This is a genomic window from Paenibacillus aurantius (genome assembly GCF_032268605.1).
Lineage (GTDB): Bacteria > Bacillota > Bacilli > Paenibacillales > NBRC-103111 > Paenibacillus_AO > Paenibacillus_AO aurantius.
This window is the reverse complement of record NZ_CP130318.1, coordinates 6039953-6059120: the sequence shown is the minus strand read 5'-3', so window position 1 is coordinate 6059120 and position 19168 is coordinate 6039953. Positions and strand designations below refer to the sequence as shown.

Annotated in this window: 12 protein-coding genes; 8 read left to right on the top strand and 4 right to left on the bottom strand. The window is 55.4% G+C overall.

The features are described 5' to 3' along the window. Positions 1–93 precede the first annotated feature (93 nt). The gene (locus tag MJA45_RS27445; RefSeq protein WP_315605066.1) at positions 94–2820 is read right to left on the bottom strand and encodes a DUF6528 family protein; all 2727 of its coding nucleotides are present in this window, start codon (positions 2818–2820) and stop codon (positions 94–96) included. Positions 2821–2863: 43 nt separating this feature from the next. Next, positions 2864–4315, bottom strand: coding sequence for a DUF6528 family protein (locus tag MJA45_RS27440; RefSeq protein WP_315605065.1), 1452 nt, complete (start codon positions 4313–4315; stop codon positions 2864–2866). A gap of 284 nt (positions 4316–4599) precedes the next feature. Between MJA45_RS27440 and MJA45_RS27435 the strand changes: the two genes are divergently transcribed. The 8 genes from MJA45_RS27435 to MJA45_RS27400 all read left to right on the top strand — a co-directional run bounded on the left by MJA45_RS27435 (position 4600) and on the right by MJA45_RS27400 (position 16270). After that, positions 4600–6366 (top strand): sensor histidine kinase, encoded by a 1767-nt coding sequence (locus MJA45_RS27435; RefSeq protein ID WP_315605064.1) that lies wholly within the window; start codon positions 4600–4602, stop codon positions 6364–6366. After that, positions 6344–8023 carry a response regulator gene (locus MJA45_RS27430; protein WP_315605063.1) on the top strand — a complete coding sequence of 560 codons (1680 nt, stop codon included), beginning with the start codon at positions 6344–6346 and terminating at the stop codon, positions 8021–8023. The genes MJA45_RS27435 and MJA45_RS27430 overlap by 23 nt, the downstream gene beginning before the upstream one ends. A 215-nt stretch (positions 8024–8238) precedes the next feature. Next, positions 8239–9906, top strand: a complete 1668-nt coding sequence (locus tag MJA45_RS27425) for an extracellular solute-binding protein (protein ID WP_315605062.1) — start codon at positions 8239–8241, stop codon at positions 9904–9906. Positions 9907–9992: 86 nt separating this feature from the next. Next, positions 9993–10889 (top strand): ABC transporter permease, encoded by an 897-nt coding sequence (locus MJA45_RS27420; RefSeq protein WP_315605061.1) that lies wholly within the window; start codon positions 9993–9995, stop codon positions 10887–10889. Positions 10890–10901: 12 nt separating this feature from the next. Next, complete coding sequence (locus tag MJA45_RS27415) at positions 10902–11786, top strand: carbohydrate ABC transporter permease (protein WP_315605060.1); 885 nt, start codon at positions 10902–10904, stop codon at positions 11784–11786. A gap of 38 nt (positions 11787–11824) precedes the next feature. Continuing rightward, positions 11825–12637, top strand: coding sequence for a sugar phosphate isomerase/epimerase family protein (locus MJA45_RS27410; protein WP_315605059.1), 813 nt, complete (start codon positions 11825–11827; stop codon positions 12635–12637). 33 nt (positions 12638–12670) lie between these two features. After that, complete coding sequence (locus tag MJA45_RS27405; protein ID WP_315605058.1) at positions 12671–13528, top strand: DUF6528 family protein; 858 nt, start codon at positions 12671–12673, stop codon at positions 13526–13528. 69 nt (positions 13529–13597) lie between these two features. Next, positions 13598–16270 carry a family 78 glycoside hydrolase catalytic domain gene (locus MJA45_RS27400; protein ID WP_315605057.1) on the top strand — a complete coding sequence of 891 codons (2673 nt, stop codon included), beginning with the start codon at positions 13598–13600 and terminating at the stop codon, positions 16268–16270. A gap of 201 nt (positions 16271–16471) precedes the next feature. On the opposite strand, the gene MJA45_RS27395 is transcribed toward MJA45_RS27400, so the two are convergent. After that, positions 16472–17335 (bottom strand): alpha/beta hydrolase, encoded by an 864-nt coding sequence (locus MJA45_RS27395; protein ID WP_315605056.1) that lies wholly within the window; start codon positions 17333–17335, stop codon positions 16472–16474. 228 nt (positions 17336–17563) lie between these two features. Continuing rightward, positions 17564–18787, bottom strand: coding sequence for a YCF48-related protein (locus MJA45_RS27390; RefSeq protein ID WP_315605055.1), 1224 nt, complete (start codon positions 18785–18787; stop codon positions 17564–17566). Positions 18788–19168: the final 381 nt, after the last annotated feature.

The window sequence follows — 19168 nt, the reverse complement described above, 5'->3', positions numbered from 1 at the left end:
GCGCATGACAGCGAAGAGCCCCAGGATACGTTCCTGGGGCTTCTTTCAGCATGAGATCGACACCGCAACAGAAGGACTATTCGCCGGTCCCCACTAAGGTATTCCCGGGCCTGATTCGAAACGGATTCGCGACACCGTGGCAGCTGTATAGAGCTCGGATTCTTCCGAGAATACCGCCATCCCCGCTTTAATCGCCTTACCCATATTAACCGTTATGCCCGAGTGGCCGGGATTCCCGCTTACCGGCATCCAAGTCCCTTCCTTTTTGTAGAATCCGGTGAACCGGTTTCCGGTTTTGACCAGCTTCAGTTCAACAGGGAACACGGTATAAGGTCCTTTCAGCTCCTGAACCGTTCCGGCTTCGGTACGGGCCGTCATCATAAGGCGTCCTTGCGGATTAACCGTTAAGGAGACAAACGATCCCGAGGCATCCGCCTCGCTGCCGTTCCGGAACATGATTCCGGCGCTGCCGTCCTGGCCGGTCGCGGTTCGGTAGACCGAATCGATCACGCTCGTCACGGTGACGGGATTCTCGGTCGTAAAGTCTTGGTACAGGTACACGAGATCGTCTTCCTCTGGCCCATGGCCAAGTCCATTTGCCCGTATCGTGAACCCATCCTCGACCGGGTTGATTAACCCGTACGCTTTCCCGTAGAAATCGGCTTTCCAAGGGGAAGGCAAGCTTTCAACCATAAGCTCGTATTCGCCTTTGTCCACGGTTCCATCCCTTTTCGTAACCTCCGCGGTAAGAACCGCCTTTCCTTCCGCCTTAGCGGTTACCGTCCCTTTATCGTCCACGCCAGCCACAGCCGGATTACTGCTCGAGAAACGCACGACAGCTCCGTCCAAAGGGTCGATTTCCCCTTCAGGGGTCCAGCCGAACACGTGGAGTTCTCCGGTTTTCCCAACCAGCAGCTTGGAAGGCTTCAGCTCTAGGGTAAGATGGCTTTCCGTACGGGAATAAATTTCGATCTCGGCAAACTGCATGTGATAGTTGCCGAAAGGATCCCCTGTCAACTGAGTGCCTTCGATCTTCACATAACGGGCCGAGGTCATAGGGAACGTATATTCCATCATGCCGGTTGGCCTTACCTCCTGATGTCCGCTTGCGGCAACCGACCAATGGACGTTGTCATCGGAAACTTGAATGGTGAAATCCTGCGGGTACCCCAATCCCGTATTTTTACCATCCGCTCTTGGGTATAAGTCGACCGTGTTGATTTTGTAGCTGGCCCCCATGTCCACGGTGATCCATTCCGTATGATTCTTCTTGATGTCGTTATAGCTGGTCCAGCCCATGGAGCTTGCGGTAGAGGTTCGCTGTCCGTCCGTTACCGCACGTGCGTACCAGCCTGACCGGCCGTAGTCACTGGAGGCGGTGACCGTTTTATGCAGGGCCAGATTCGTATAGGGGCCGATCGCCGGAGGCTCTGGCGGAAGCTGCTGGGGAATTTGATAGCGGAATCCGGCCGGCAGGGCATACAGCTTCATCTCGCCTGGTAACAGGGTGCTTGCAAGCTTACCGGTTTGGCTGTCATAGCTTGTGTCCATCTCTTCTCCGGTTGCCGCCGACACTTCCTTAACCTGTTTAATGTCACGCTCCGGATCGAATTGGATAGCCGGCATTTGGGTCTGGGAGAGGGAAGGGTTGCCCACCGCCAAATAGCTTCGTTCGTTGACGGGATTGACGAATCGGGTGAGGATGAGATTGTCCTGATCACCAGCATGAACGAAGTAATAGTCCGGCAGCTTCAGCCCTCCGTCCGGCACCGTGTCGGTATAGAAAGTTTCCACAGCCGTCAGGCCATTCAGAACGGATAGCCGCTCCTCCGGTGGGCCGTCCCAGATGCGGGCCTTGTAGAACGCGGCGCCGTTCACGGTCCTGGTCATATCAGGCGCATAGAAATCAACGGTATCGGTGCACCACCCGTTGGCCGTACAGCCTCCCGGGGGTGTTTTGACATTGTCCGGTCTGGCTTCGACGATCTGGCCGGATGGAAGATTGCCGACCGATTTCACAAAGCTGCGGTTCGCTGCTTCCGGCGCCGGAGTAAACGACTTGGCGGGAATGTCATACACATACACGGCCGCATTAGTGCTGACCCAAAGCTTGCTGCTGTCGCCGGCATACGGGGTAATATCGTGTCCCCAAGGACTCGGCAGAAGGCTTCTTCGGCTCGTATCCTCCGTCAAGGTCGGCTTGGCATCCGTACCGCCTACCCGAAGGCCGGTCATAATGTGCTGCTTGGCCACGTTATCGTATCCAATCACCCAAAGCAGCTCATTCTCTCCGTCCCAATGAGCCGCATGGGCGAAGTCGAGATTGAACTGGGCATACGACACACTGCTAGGGCCCTGAGAGGAAGTATAGACGCGTATCCACTTGCCGTCACTGGCCGCCACGGCAAGGTTGCCGTTCGGCAGCAGCTCGGCGGAGTGCGGATTGCTGCCTATGCCTACGTCCGCCGCCCAGATCCGGGTGCCGGAAGGATAAGCGGCGATGGTGGCCAATTGGCCGGCTGTGGCGACCAGAACGCTTCCCTTCCGCTTGGCCTCCGAGGGGCCGCCCCACAGCCTTACCTCCGCGGACGAGTAGCCCAGCGCCGTGCTGGGCTTCCAAGACCATTTCAGAGCATCCGGGCTGTTCCAGTCGTCGACAGCCGGATCATACAGATCAATGGTGTTGTTGGCTTGATTCGTTGTGGCGATTTCGCAGCAGGCTGGAACGGCGGCTTCTGCCCTTTGGTCCGTTTGGAACCCGGTAAGTGTTCCGGCCATCATCAAGAAGGCACAGGCGATAAGTCTTACTTTGTTTAACAAAACGAAATCCTCCTCCTATTCATGGGCGTCCGGGAAACTTGAATTATTGATTCAGCACCTCTACCTCGGCAAACTGCATAAGATAATCGGTTGGTCCGACCTTAGGGAGATTGGTGGCATAGATTCGAATGGCGGTTGCCCAATCGGTTGTTCCTAACGAGAAGGTTTGGGGAGCACTTCCCGGATTGGGGTAGCCGGTGACGGTTACCCGGTCTAACCAGGCGGAGCCGTTCCAAACTTGAATCTTGAAATCAATAGGGAATCCGGCGCCGGCATTCCCGCTGTCGCTTCTCGGATGGATCACGACAGTGTTAAAGTTTTGGGGATTGGGAAAGCCGGTGGCATACCATTCCGTATGATTGGTTGTTTTGCCAATCCCGCTTGAGTAACCATATGACCCGGCTACCGAGCCGGTCTGGCCATCCACGGCTTTGGCCTTACCCCAAACCGCCGTTTCATAGGAGCTTGAGGTGGAGGGGGAAGAGTTCAGTGCCAGATTATCTTGAGCCATTCCCGTTGTTCCGTCATAGCCCGGTATCCAGGGACGGGCTTTGTAGATGGCCGCACCGGTGATAGGGCGGGTGGCGGTAGGGTTGGTGAAGCTGACGGTATGGGTTACCCAGCTCGTTTCGGGGAACGTATAGACCACCTGCCCGCTGGGAACGTTCCCCACAGACTTGATCATCTTACCGGAATTGTGCAGAACATCGGAACCGGCATAAGAGCTCTCCCAGCTGTCAGCCCCTATGTTGTACTGCCAGACACGCCAATTGACCGCCACCCACAACCGGTTCGTATCTCCATAAACCGGCCATAGATCATGACCATAGGGGATCTGTCCATCGGAAAGCGGGATGGTTACTGTTCTATAAACGCTATAAGTAGGGGCAGCTGCGGTTCCTTCTATCTTTATCCCGACCAGGGTGGTATCGCCGATCGCCCACAGGACACCGCGGGTGTTGTCCCAATGAACACCATGAGCGCCCGGTAAATCAGCCAGCACAATAGAATTGGTATTTCCCTGGGAAGAGGTGTACAGACGCACCTTGCCTTCGACGGAGCCGACCGTGACGCAGTTTCCGTTGGGCAGCACTTCAATGGAGTGTAAATTGACCGTACCGCTCCCTCCCTGTACCACAGACCATAACTCTTTACCGCTTGGATAGGAGACAATCGTTGCAAGTCCCGATCCGCTGACGGTTGCCATAATTTGTCCGCCCCAGAAGCTGCTTTCCCGCAGCTTGGCATCGCTCCCGCCGCCCCAAGCGGCAATTTCCGCTGAACTGTAGCCAGCGTTTGAATTCGGGGTCCATTCCCATTTTTGTGCGGCCCGGGTGTCCCAATTGTAAACTACCGGATCATACACTTTGATTTTTTTGCTGGAGCCTTCCGTCACCGCTACCCAGGTGTTGGCGTCTGCTTTGGCCGGTTGGGTTGCAAATAGAGAGGAAGAAAGCACCGATACCATTGCGGCGGTTAAAAGGGCGGCTTTCACCAGGTTCCCAGGCTTAAAGGAGCCTGCTCTCCCACGGGCACGGGTCCCAGCCCAAGCGGCTGCACCATGTTCCTTCATCACTCGTCCTCCAATCGTAAGGCAAGATTAGATTGCGCTTTCAGTTTATATGGCGCCTCTCTTCCCTCGATATAGGAATATTTCGATATTCGTTGCCCGAATTATACGGTTTTCGTAAAACGGCGGATCTTCCATTTCTTACGCAGGCGGGGAATGGTACAATTTCCGTTAACAGGGATGGATAAGAGCGAGGAGAAGAGATCCGAGTGTTCAAGCGACCCCAATCCAACATTTATGTAAAGCTTGTCTTTACACTCCTGCTTATTGTGGTTCCTCTTTATACCGTCAGTCTTACGTTAAATCAATCCGGTGAGGAAGCGGTCAAGAGTGAAATTTCCAATTCAATGCAAGCCAACGTTCATTTTTATTTGGGACTTCTGGAGCTGGATATCAGCAAAATCGTCAAGCTCGGAAGAGAATACATGGCGGATGAGGATGTCGGCAAATTAAGCGTCGTCGCCCCCGTCATGCCCGATTTTGAGAAAACGGCGGCTTTGCTGCGCATCCAGAATCGGCTGCTCCTGCTCAAGGCATCCAGCAGCTATGTTACCAACGCGAGCATCCATATCTCGATGCTGGACCGTACGATCTCCGCCAACAATATGGTCAATCCCATTCCGAGGGATGAATTTCGTGTTCTGTCCGCTCCGGCCCGTCAGCAAAACTCCCCCTTTATTACATGGCACAACCGGTTATTCATCAGCTATCCCTACCCCGAATATGCCTTATCCAACCGGGATCCTGTTTTTTTGCTGGATATCGAAATGGATCAGAAAGAGATCGAACATGTTCTGCGTCAAATCATCGACAACAAAGAGGGCGGGTCCCTGCTTGTCGATCATGATCTTCAATGGAAGATTTCCAGCGGGGAGAACGAGGAAACGGATCACGCCTTATGGGAATGGGTATCCGATAAAGTCAACAGCGGGCATTCGAAGGGAGTCGAAACCGTCCGAATCAGCGAGGAGGATTATGTGGTCAGCTTCGAGCATTCCAACTTTCTGGGGGCTACGCTGGTCAAATATATACCGGAGAGAAACGTCACGGGGCCGCTGGATAAGCATCGGCTGTGGTTCTGGCTGCTTTCCCTGATCTCGGCGGTTATCATTGCCTTCTTCTCCTACGTCATTTACCGGGTGATCCACCGCCCTTTACGGACTCTGGTCCGGGCCTTTAGAGCCGTAGAGCAGGGGGATTTTAATCAAACGGTTCAGTATCGCTTCAAGGATGAATTCTCCTATCTGTACGGTCAGTTCAATGGGATGGTGGAGCGGCTGCGCGTTCTGATCCATGAGGTGTATGAGCAGCAGTACCGGGCTCAAGTATCCGAATTCCGGCAGCTTCAATCGCAGATTAATCCTCATTTTCTCTACAACAGCTTCTTTACGCTCTCAAGGATGGCCAAGAACGAGGACTATGAGAATGTGACCCGGTTTACCCGTTACTTGGGCGAGTATTTCCAGTTTATAACACGGGATGGAACAGGAGAGGTGACCTTGGAGGCGGAGTGCCAATTCGCGCGTACGTTTATGGACATTCAAGCGTACCGTTTCTCCAGCCGAATTAACGTGAGTTTCGGAGACCTTCCGCCAGGATGCCGGAAACGGATGGTTCCCCGGCTGATTCTCCAGCCGATCATCGAGAATGCCTATAATCATGGCTTGGCGAACAAAAAGAAGGAGGGACGGATCGAAGTCGTGTTTCAGGAACAGGCGGAATCCTTGACGATGGCCGTTGAGGATAACGGGGAAGAGCTTTCGGATGAGCGGCTGAACGAGCTGCAAGCCAAGCTCCGTTACACCCAGTCGGAGCCCGAGACGACGGGGCTCGTGAATGTGCACCGAAGAATTCAAATCCGGTTCGGAGACCGGTTCGGCCTGCGTGTAAGCAGAGGCAGCCTTGGAGGCTTGAGAGTCGAGATCCGAATCCCTGCAGAGGAGAAGACGGACCATGTACCGATTGCTGGTCGTTGATGACGAGCCCATTATTGTTGACGGAATCTATCGGCTTCTTCAAGAAGAAGAAGGGCTTGAGCTGGACCTTTACCGGGCCTATTCGGGTGACGAAGCCTTGGAGAAATTAAGCTGGATGCGCTTCGATATTGTATTGTCCGATATCCGGATGCCGGGCATGTCCGGGCTTGAGCTTCAAGGGCATATTACCGACCGTTGGCCGGCCTGCAAAGTCATTTTTTTGACGGGCCATCCCGATTTCGAGTATGTTCAGGCCGCTCTGCGCGGCAAAAGCATCGATTACATCCTCAAGACGGAAAGCGATGAAGAAGTGGTGGCCAGCGTACGAAAAGCGATGGATGCGCTGAAGGCCGAAAGTCAGAATGCCCGATTTCTGGACAAGGCGGCGGAACAGCTCCAATTAGCTATCCCTACCTTGCAGAGGGATTATTTGCAAGGATTATGTGAAGGCACCAAGACGTGGTCTTCTCTAAAGCCTGAGCTTCTTAAGGAGCTGCATATCCCGCTTCGGTTTCAGGAACCGCTGCTCGTGGTCATTGGGCGCGTGGACCGGTGGCCGGACTCCATCTCCAAAGCATCGGATAAAGCGCTGATGATGTTCGCTATCCACAACATTGCCAAGGAATATTTCATGCCGTGCTCGATTCAAGCGGTCAATACGGATTATAACCGTTTTATTTGGCTCCTTCAGCCGGAAGCATCTCCCGTATCTCCATTGCCGGCTGCCGATCCTTCGTGGATCAGAACGATCCGGTTCGTTCACGGTACCTTGGAAAGAATACAGGCGGCCAGCCTTCAGCTTCTAAAGGTGCCTATTTCGGTAGCAGCGGGGAAATCGGCTGTGGAATGGAAGGACCTCTCTTCCTGCTATGACAAGCTGCGCAAAGGGCTTAGCCGGGGATTGGGAATCGGTCAGGGAACGATGATCATCGAGGATCAGCAGACGGAGGAGTCCGCTCGGGAAAACGAAATGCAGAAACAAACGATCCGCCATCTGGTCAAAAAATTGACCGCATCCGATTTCCATTTCGAGAACGTGGACAAGGAAGAGTTTATGAAGTTGATCCTCGATATTTCCGTGCGTTTGGAGCCCTTTTATGAGGAAACGGATTTTTTTCTTGAGCTGTATTACGCCGTTGCGGCCCACCTGCTTTCGCAAGTAAACCGTTGGGGAGACCGGGGAACACAACTGAAGGAAGTGCATTTGGACAAAATCGCCAATTACCAGCTCCATGCGACCCGGAGGGAAGCGTTTCAATATCTGATTCAAGCCGCCCTTCAGCTGTTTGAATCCCGTGACAGCGAGAAGACCGAGCACACCCGGCAGGTGGTCGAGACCATCAACCGCTATGTGGAGGAGCATCTGGATAAGGACCTGTCGCTTACCACTCTTTCCGAAATCATCTACCTAAACCCTTATTACATGTCGCGGCTTTATAAACAAATTACCGGAATCAATTTATCCGAATATATAACCGAGGCCCGTCTTAAGAAGGCCAAGAAGCTCGTGACCGAGTCTCAAATGAAAATGCATGAAATCGCCCGGCAGGTCGGATTCGAATCGCCGGCCTATTTTACCAGGATCTTCAAGAAGAATATGGGCCGGACTCCCCAAGAATACAGGGAGCTGAGCCGAACGAGACGCTCCGGCATGTGAAAGCCGGATCCACTGAATTCAACCCCGAAGGATAGAGGCAAGGAAGGCTTGCCGGCTGTTTTTCGGGGTTTTTGTGCGGCCACTCCCGGGTGAAGGGAAAGTCTGTGCAAATGGAGCAAGAACCTGCAAATTTTAGTATAGGAAGGGAATGGGGCCTTATCTATAATTAGGATTGTTAACGGGGATATCGCTTACAAAAAAAAGGGAGGCTACCCATGAAATCAGTAAAAGCAACGTTAAGTTTACTCGCCATTGGCTCTACGCTTGCCGTTTCGGCTTGCAGCTCTTCTTCTCCCTCCTCCTCACCAAGCGGGACATCCAAGCCCGATGCAGCTGCATCGGCGGCTCCGGCTGGACCATTGTCCAAGTATCCGTCTCCGGTTGAGGTGACGACGGTCCGAAGCGTGGATGCTTCCATTAAATTCAAGGGCAGCGATACGATTGACAACAACGAATGGACACGGGCTTATCTGGATGAATTGGGAATCAAGCTGAAATATAACTGGATTGCGACAAGCGGAGAAGACGCGACACAGAAGATGAACGTGATGATCGCCTCGGGGGAGCTTCCGGACATTATACCGGTCAGTGCCATCCAGTTGAAACAGCTGGTGGAGGCCGGCTTGGTGGAGGATTTATCCGATGTATACGCCAAGTACGCGTCTCCTTTAGCCAAGAAGTTTATGGAGGGAGACAATACGGCGCAGCTGGATTCCGCCAAGTTTAACGGAAAGCTGATGGCGATTCCGAACACGAACTCTTCCATCGACGGGGCCTCCATTCTCTGGGTGCGGGCGGATTGGCTCAAGAAGCTGAATCTGCCGGAGCCGAAGACGATGGACGATGTTTACAAGATAGCGGAGGCCTTTACCAAAATGGATCCGGACGGAAACGGCAAGAACGATACCTTCGGACTCGGCATCAACAAAGGCATCGGCGGCGGCGGCATTATGGGCCTGGGCGGCTATTTCAACGGCTTCCATGCTTATATGGGATCATGGGTAAAGGATGCCTCCGGTAATCTGGCCTATGGTTCGATCCTTCCTGAAATGAAGCCGGCCCTGCTAAAGCTGCAGGAAATGTATAAAGCGGGCTTGCTGGATAAAGAGTTCGGGGTGAAGGACGGTAACAAGACAGGCGAAGATGCGGTCGCCGGTAAAATCGGGCTGTATTACGGAGCCATGTGGAATCCGATTAATCCGCTGCAGAAGGGGAAAGACCTGGATCCCAAAATGGAATGGGGAGCGTATCCCATCGTCTCCGTGGACGGCAGCCCGGCTAAGCCGCAGGTAGGGAATCCTGTCTTCGCCTATTATGCGGTCAAGAAAGGATCCAAGCATCCGGAAGCTGTCATGAAGATGGTCAACTTGTTCATCGAAAAGGGCTGGGGGGAGAAGCAGGATTTCGACAATTTCTTTTCTTCCAAGGAAGGGATCGAATTGTTTAAGCATGCGCCGTTCAACGCATGGTCCCCTCAAAAAAACCTGGATGTCCATCTGGCCGTCGTCAACAGCTTAAAGACGGGCGATGTTTCCAAGTTAAATGGAGAACAAAAGGCGACCTACGACAAGATTAAACAATTCGAGGCAGGCGACAACAAAACATGGAATCAGGCCCGGGTGTTCGGAGAGCCCAGCTCGTTCACGGTCATCAATCAATACCAGAAGAACAAATTGCCGCTCATGAGTGAGTTCTTTGGGGCACCGACCAAGACGATGGGCGAGAAGAAAGCGACCCTCGATAAGATGGAACTCGAAACGTTTACCAAGATCATTATGGGGGAGCCGATTGCCGCCTTCGATAAGTTTGTTGAGGATTGGAAGAAGCTGGGCGGAAACGATATGACCAAAGAAGTTAACGAGTGGGCGAAATCCATCAAATAAAGACGGGAAAGCAGGGGAGTGGGCGGCAGAGGAGAGATTCTCTCCCTGCCGTTCTATTCTTACTCGAAAGAAAGGAGAGCCGTGAAATGCCGATCAAAAAATGGAGGCATGAACTTCCGCTTCATCTTATGCTCTTGCCTGCGCTTGTCATCCTGATTGTCTTCAGCTACTGGCCGATGATCGGAATCGTGATCGCCTTTCAGAAGTTTATTCCGGCCAAGGGCTTCTTCGGTTCGAATTGGGTGGGCTTTCAAAATTTCCTGTACGTGTATAATCTGCCGGATACCTTTCAAATCGTCTATAACACGATCTTTATCGCCGTGATGAAGATAGCCGCGGGGCTCCTCGTTCCCATCACCATTGCGCTTCTGCTCAATGAGATGATGAAAGAGAGGATCAAGCGGACCGTTCAAACCCTGATCTATCTGCCTCACTTTCTGTCGTGGGTCATCTTGGGGGGGATCCTGATCGATGTTCTGTCGTTGAAGGGAATCATCAATCAGTTTGTCAGTCTGCTGGGGATAGAGCCGATCTATTTTCTTGGGAGTAATCACTGGTTTCCCTATGTTCTGGTCGCGACCGATACCTGGAAGGATTTTGGCTTCGGAACCATCGTTTATTTAGCGGCGCTGACCGGAATCAATCAGAGTCTGTATGAGGCGGCGGTCATTGACGGTGCGAACCGCTGGAAGCAGACCCTCCACATTACGCTTCCGGGCATTATGCCGGTCGTCATTCTGATGACGACCCTCAGCTTGGGAAATGTGCTGAATGCCGGCTTCGATCAAGTGTTTAATCTCTACAGTCCGCAGGTCTATGAGAGCGGAGATATTATCGATACCTTCGTATACCGGATCGGACTGATCGATGCCCAATATAGTGTGGCTACCGCCGTCGGATTGTTTAAGTCGGTCGTATCCCTCCTGCTCATCTCCGGGTCGTACCTGCTCGCTTACCGGTTCGCCGGATACCGGATCTTTTAAGGAGGGGAAGAAATGGTCCAGAAGCCCGGAATCGGCCGCCTGGTGTTTGTTGTGCTCAACTATACGTTTCTAATCGGTCTCGCGCTCCTTTGTTTACTGCCGCTCATTCATGTACTCGCGGTTTCCTTCAGCTCAAGCGCGGCGGCTATGGGAGGCTTAGTGGTTCTATGGCCGGTCGATTTCACGGCCAGCGCTTATAAATTCGCGTTACAAAAGCCGGAATTTCTGACCGCTCTGCTCGTAACGATCAAGCGGGTCCTGCTCGGTACGGCGCTCAGTATGTTTCTAACCATTCTTACCGCCTATCCGCTAGCCAAGGAAAAAACGAAGTTCCGGTGGAGAACCGTGTATGCCTGGGTATTTGTCCTGACGATGCTTTTTCACGGAGGCTTGATTCCCTGGTACATGACGATCAAATCACTGGGCATGCTCAACTCGATTTGGGCGCTGGTGCTTCCCGGAGCCGTTCCGGTCTTTAATGTGATCCTCTTGTTAAACTTCTACCGGGGATTGCCCAAGGAACTGGAGGAATCGGCCTTTATGGACGGCGCGGGCCATTGGACCACGCTGTGGCGCATCTACGTGCCGCTCTCCTTGCCCGCGCTGGCGACCATCGGGTTATTCACCATAGTAGGGCATTGGAACAGCTGGTTTGACGGGCTGATTCTGATGAATTCTCCGGAGAATTATCCGCTTCAGAGCTACTTGCGTACGATCATCGTAGGCCAGGATTTGACGATGCTGACGACCACCGACTTATCTCTGCTTAACGAATTGTCGGAACGTACCGTCAAAACCTCTCAAATTTTTCTGGGGGCTTTGCCCATTCTGTTAGTTTATCCGCTGCTTCAACGTTTCTTTATTAAGGGAATTGTAATGGGCAGTGTGAAAGGATGAGGCTGGAATCATTCGTCAGCGAAGAGGAGGTGTCTAGTATGAAAACGGCCAAGGATAAGAACAGCCAGAATTCCTGGAAGATCGGTACTTCTTACAGCCTGGCTAATCCCATCGACCTGAATGCGGTGAAGGAAGCCGGGCAGGAGTGCATGGAGCTGACGTGGCAGCCCCTGGACATTATGGATCCGGAGGTCAAAAGCGCCTGTGACCAGGTCGTCCGCCAGGCAGCCGAGCTGGGAATCGAAATCTGGTCCCTGCATATCCCGTTCGGAACGGAATGGGATCCGTCTCAGGAGGATCCCTCCATCCGCGAACGAGTGGTGAGTAAGGTACATACCGTATTGTCTTATGCTCAAGAATGGGGAATCCGCACAGCCGTCTTTCATCCGAGCTGGGAGCCTATCGCTCCGGACGAAAGGGCGAAGCGGTTGGAAGCGGCCCGAATCACGCTTGGTCTACTGTCCCGGGATGCGGCCGGCTTAGGTGTCCGCTTGGCAGCGGAGTGCCTTCCCCGTACTTGTCTCGGCCATTCGGCAGACGAGATGGAATATTTGGTTTCCGGTAATCCCGAGCTTGGCGTTTGCTGCGACGTCAATCATTTGTTTAAAGAATCCCCCCAGCAATTCATTGAACGGTTGGGCCATCGGATCGTTACGACCCATATTTCGGATAACGACGGTACGGATGAGAAGCATTGGCTGCCCGGGGACGGAATCATTCAATGGGATGCTGTGCTGGAAGCCTTGAGGAAGGTAGGGTACGGGGGACCGATCATGCACGAGGTTAGAAGGCCGAATCCCCATGAACTCATGGACAATTGGAAGAATCGGATCGAAGCAAAAGTCAGATAGAAGCAAAAATCAGATAAGCGGGGGTTCACGCTCATGGCGGCAGACTATCCGATCGCGGTTACCGACCAGGCATCCAAGAGGATCATCGTCCTGGATTCGGATACAACGAACATTCTATGGGAGTGGTCTCCTGAAGGGGAGGATGGCTCCGAAACTCCCGGTTGGGGACTGCCTTCCGATGTCAAGCTTCGGGATCACGAAAGCTACGGCGGTCTCTGCCTGGTCGTAACGGATTCCTATGGACTGGCGGCGATTGTTCCCTACTCATCCAGGAAAACGATGAGTTGGTCCCTGGTGGTGGGGGGAAACCCGCACGCGGCTGAATTGCTGCCGGATGGGAATCTGGCCGTCGCGGCGAGCGATGGAGGGTGGGTTAGGGTCTATACGTCCTCTCAGGGATCGAATTCCACAGCTTATGCGGAATTCCCGCTGCCCGGGGCGCATGGCGTGCTTTGGGATCCGGAGAGGAAGCTTTTATGGGCGGTGGGGGACGACCGGTTGGCAGCCTTCTCGGTTGGAGGGGCCCCGCACGCTCCTGTGTTGAGCCGGGTTCAGGAGAAGAAGCTTCCGACCCTTTGGGGGCACGACCTGTCACCCGTGTTCGGGGATACGGATCTCCTATGGGTAACAACCAACAGTGGAGTGTACCAGTATAAGAAGTCGACCGGTACATGGTCATCCCGATATCCCGGTTCCGAGCAGGCAAACCGCGGCTTCGTCAAAAGTATGGGGAATCAGCCTACCGGAGCGATCATTCAGACCGTTCCCAAGGAAGGGGCTCTATACGCTTGGGGGACGGATACCGCAGACCTCTTCTTACCGGATCGAAAGCTTGTTCTGCCCGAGACTTCGGTTTACAAGGCGCGTATTTGGAGTCCGCATTATCAGTAAATCGGCCGGAGTAAGGAAGCTGGGAACCCAAAGGCTGCAGGAAGATACTTCAAGCATAAGGAGCTTATTATGAATCCACACGCACCCAATAACGTGGCAGGGAAGCAAGCCCCTTTCCAGGTGGACACCCTGCGAGTGAATGATGGGGATCGGCCCCTTGGGTTGGACCGCGAGCGGCCGCGCTTCTCCTGGCAGCTGAAGAGTGAAGCGGGAGGAATGGACAGCGGGGCGTCCCAGATATGGGTAGCGACAGACCGGGAGCTCCTGGAGAAGGGACAGGCGGATGTCTGGGACAGCGGCAAGTGCGAGAACCGGTCTACTCACGCCTATTATGAGGGGCCCCGCCTGAAAAGCGCATCGCGATACTGGTGGAAGGCGGCAGTCTGGAGCTCCTCGGGCAGGCGATGCGACTCTGAGCCGGCCCCTTTTGATACAGGCTTGTATCCGGAGGATTGGAAGGCCCATTGGATTTGGAGCTCGGGGCAGGTTCAGACCAACGATTATGCCTATTTCCGCAAAGAAATCGTGGTGAACAAGCGGGCGGCTTACGCCAAGCTTTTTGTGTCAGCCCACAATACCGCACAGGTTTTTGTAAACGGCAAGAGGGTAGGGGGCTTCGGTTCCCCGGCCCCAACGAATCCGCAGAAGCGCAAATACTATCTGTCCTATGACGTGACCGATCTGCTGACGGATGGTCCCAACTGCTTAAGCGCTATTGCCCATTACCTGGGCGGATCCGGACAAAATTATGTCAACGGGCTTCCCGGATTCCGTCTGCAGCTGGAGCTCGTGGAGGAAAACGGCGCCCGGCAAACCTGGATAACCGATCCTTCCTGGGAGACGCTTAAGGAAATTCCGCATGCCGCGAACATGCCCTATCAGCAAAACCGCCGGATGTCCTCCATTGAGGCTTATGATGCGCGCAAGCTCCAGCCGGGCTGGCAGCTTCCCGGTTTCGACGAGGGGCTGTGCCGGAAAGCTGTGATGGCCGGCATTCCCGGGCCGGACTGGCCCATGCAATGGCAGGAGATCCCGGAGGGTACGGTGGAGGAGATCCTAACCCCTCGGGAGGTTACGCCACCCGGCACCCCGGTTGGACGACAGGTGTTCGATACCGGCCTCATCGTCTCGGGCTGGCCCCGAATCCGGCTCCCCGGCCTTCCCGGCATTACGGTACAATTGAGGTATTCCGAGGATTTGGACGAAGAGGGTTTCGTTAAGCATAATGTCTGCAACGAGAAGCAGGACCGCTATTATGATCAATATACGATGCAGGGCGGAGGACAGGAGAACTGGCAGCCCAACCTTTCCTACAAGGCTTTCCGGTATGTGGAGGTCACCGGTTATCCGGAACCGCTCGCTGCGGGGGAACATGTGCAGATCGTTTTTGCCCATACGGATATCGACTTGGTGGGCAGCTTCCGCTGCTCCAACGAGCTGTTGAATGAGTTCTATGAGGCAGCCATCCAGACGCAGAAAAACAACGTGCTGGGACAGGTCGTCGATTGTCCGCACCGGGAGCAGGCGCAGTACCTGGCGGATTCCGACCTGCAGGCGGAGGTCCTGCTCTACAATTTCGACTCCCGTTCCGTACTGGAGAAGGTACTCAGCGATTTTGCCGATTCCCAGCTGGAAGATGGAACGTTCCCATTCGTATACCCTACCAATTACGACCATCCGGACTTTCATCTGCAAATTCCGGAGTGGGACCTGCATTTCGGTACGCTGCTATGGAAGCTGTACTGGCATAGCGGGGATAGTCGAGTGCTCGAACGATACTATGAAACGGCCAAGCGAATGGTTGACTACTATCTCGGGACGGCCGACCCGGAGACGGGATTGGCGCCCATCGGCAAAGGCTGGCATATCAGCGATTGGCCTTATCCGACCGTCGATCACAGCCCGGAATTTCTGACGGTGCAGAACATCAAGCTGCTTCAGGCGGTTCGAATCGTCGCCGCCGCGGCGGAACAAACCGGACATCCGGATGACTTCTCGGCCTATAACAGCCTTTCCATCAAGCTGGGCCGCAGCATAGTGGAGCATCTGTATGACGCTGGGAAAAAATGTTACGTGGATGGCCTCGGCTCATCAGCCGCGCACCAGGGGGTTAATGGTCTGGCTCTCTATGCCGGACTGGTCCCGGAGGCGGATGTGCCGGTAGTCGCCGATTATATCGCCCGTTCGGACTGGGAGGCGAGAACCGTGCTGTCGCTGCCCCTGCTGCGGGCCATGTTCGAGAACGGAAAGGGAGAGGAAGCTTTCCGGCTTATCGCACGCGAAGAGTATCCCGGGTGGGGGTATATGATCCGGCAGGGAGCCAAAACGCTATGGGAAGGCTGGAACGATATCGAGTCGCACTGCCATGCCTGGAACGGCTATCCTGTTCGGCTGCTGCAGGAATATGTGACCGGAATCCACGCGAGTTCCCCCGGCTTTGCCGAGGTAACGATCCGTCCCTTCGTTCCGGAAGGGCTTCACTTCGCGGAGGCGAGCGTACCCACCAGCCGCGGTATGCTTCGGGTCAGGTGGGAGCGCATTCCACAAGCGCCCGATCCTGTCTTTCGGCTGGAGCTGGATATTCCCGCCGCCATGACAGCCCGGCTGAGCTTGGATTTAATGCCCATTGCCGGTAGTTTGACTCTGACCGAAGCGGAAGGAGCCGAAATCCCGCCGGTTGCCAGCCGGGAATACGAACTGGCGCCCGGGCGGTATACCCTTCTTGTGTCCCGGCTTGGCTAGGAATGGAAGCCGTTTAAAAGCTCATCCGCTCCGATAACGGCCGGCAAGTTCAGCTAAGTCAGCGGAAGCCGAACACGTGCCTTGGAGATTCGCGCGGTACCTCGGTCGGAGGGCGGACTTGGAAGGCGGGCCCTCCCTATAAGCCAAGCACCGGCTCTAAGGTTTTATCGTTGAAGAATCCCTTGCAGAATAAGCCGATGCTTACTTGGCCGCCTCTCCGGAGAAGGCCTCCAGGCGGTTGCGCAGCCAGCCGCGCATGACGGCGAAGACCTCCTCGCGCTTAAGCTCGTTCTGAAGCTCATGCCGGAAGCCCGGCCATTCCAGAAACTCGCAGAGAGGCCCCGCCTTCTCCGCAAACTGCCGGCTCGCATGGATGGACGTGACCTTGTCGCTCCCTCCATGCATGAGCAATAGAGGCAACTGGAGCTCCCCGGCATGCTGAAGAGCCCAGCTTCCGGCCCGCTGAACGCCGAAGAAGAAGCCCGCCGTAATATCCCCGTGGCCGAGCTCGTCCTCGACATAGCGCTTCATCAGCTCGGGGTCGGTGGTCAGGTGCTCGGCGTTCATCGGACGGGAGTTCGTGAATTTCGGGTAGAGGCGCTCGAGCACCTTACCCACCGCCGCCTGCAGCACCGGCGGCTGGAAGGCGAGCTTGAGCCAGGGTCCCGTCACGATCGCCCCGGCCAGGGCGGGCTTGCGGCGGAGCAGGTAATTCAGGGTGACGTTGCCGCCCATGCTGTGACCATACAGGAAGACGGGAAGCCCGGGATACCGGTCCGCGGCTTCTTTCCGCATGAGGTCGATTCCGCTCAGAAGGGCGTCATAGGAAGGGGCATGTCCACGTTTGCCGGGTGTCTTCCCGTGGCCGTAGTTGTCGAAGCCAAGGACGGCATAGCCTTCTTCCGTAAGCATCGCCGCCACGTGGCGGTACCGGCCCATATGCTCGCCCATGCCGTGGACGAGACCGACTACCGCCTTGACCTCTCCGCGTCCGGACGGGGTCCATTCGCAGGCGAACAACGGTGTTCCGTCCGCGCTTCTCCATTCGTTCTCGACATAATTCATCGTCGGGTCCCCCTTGCTTTCGGTGTCTTTGCTTCACATGATATAAGCTTGCCGGGGCTTTGGCAACCGCAAGCGGTTGTTTCACGTATAGGCACCTATAACGAAGCTCAAAAAGCCTGCCGCAACCGGCAGGCTTTTTGGGTTAAGGCATGACCTTGCTGAACATCCAGCGACACTGAGGAAGCCGTAAGTAAGCTCCCAGATAGCGGAACACGCCTTCTCCCGTCCTCAGGACGCTTTCTTGGCCGGAGGGAAGGAGGACACCTTCGTCCAATGGGAGCCCCCATCCGTCGTCGTATAGAAGACGGATGGCTGGGACGCGTCGTTCGTGATCAACCAGCCTTTGGAGGCGTCGGCCATGGCCAGCAGAGCCCCGGAGGTGCCGGGTACGCTGTCCTTGCCGTTGACCCAGGTGGCTCCGCCGTCGGTCGTCTTGCCGACCGAGTTCGGGTTGTCACAGGCCGGGCAGTAGCCGCCCATGAAAGCCGCCGTGCGGTTCACGACGTACAGCATGCCGGGCTTCGAACCGTTGTTCTTAGGCCCGTCATTGTAGTTCAGAGGGAAGCCGGGGGCCGGGCCGCCTCCAGCCGTGGAGTTGGCCAGAACCGTTTTCCAGGCCTTGCCTCCGTCCGTCGTGTGGAAGAGGGAATAGGAGGTCTGGGTCATACCCGATTGCCCGATTAACTCGACCCACGCGTCGTCCTCTCCGGCGGAGCGGATCACGGTTCCGGTAATGGCGGCCGCCAGCTTAAGCTCCTTGACCGGCTTCCAGGCGGCCCCGCCGTCCGTTGTCCGCTGAATGATCGCCTTGTCGGGGGAGGCGGTGACCGCCCAGCCGTTGGCTTTGTCGTGGAAGTAAGCATCGCCGACGATACCGGCCGGAGCCTTCAGCGTGGTCCACGTTTTGCCGCCGTCGGTGCTACGGGCATTGCCCGCAAAGGCCTCCGTATCCGAAACAAAATGGAGGAAACCCTGATTGGGCACCTGGCCCGCGGCCTTCCAAGAGGCTCCGCCGTCCGTCGTGGCGAGCAGCTGGCCTTTGTCAGTCACGGCCCAGGCCTTCTGCCCGTTAAGCGCAAACAGCTGCGTAACCTTCCCGTCGCCCGTGTATTGGCTTTCCCAATGCTGGCCGCCGTCCGCCGTATGGGCGATCCAGCCGTTACCGGCCGTCCAGCCGGACTGGGGATCCGCCAAGCGGACCGCGGTGACTTCCCCGGCCGCTTGAAGGGGCTGCCCAACACCGGTCGGCTTGGGAGCAGGCGAGCCGGGAGCGGTCGTGGGAGCGGCCGTAGGGGCCGCAGCCGATGGGGAAGGCGCCGCGGTTACGGCCGGAGCGGACGGCGAGGCCGACGGGGAGCCGCCGGCCGGCTTCTCCCCTCCCTGGCAGCCTGCAAGAGACAGTGCCAGGACGAGACCTGGCACGAGAGCTAACGATTTGAAGCGAAAGGTCATGTTGGGTTACCTCCTGTTGGTCATAGCGGGTTTTAGCCCGCTTGCATGAGAGTGAGTGGTCAGAAAGAAGCGGAAAAGAATCGCTTCTTACCCTACTAGACCACCTCTTCCCTCAAAAGGTTGCCGTTTTAAGAAAACTTTAAGAAGAAAGGGCAGATGCCTTCTTCTTAACCATTTTTAACACTTTTACCGGTTTGTTACTCATCCAGGGTCGAAAAGGCCGAACACCCGCGAGTTCCTCCCGCGTAAAGGCGGCTCCTCCTACGGGCTTGCGCTACCCCAGCAGGCATGCAAAAAGACGGCCGATTCCGCCTAATGGCGGAGATTCACAGCCGTCTTTTGGGGGTGCTTTCATCTGTCAACCGTATGTCCGTTTCGCAC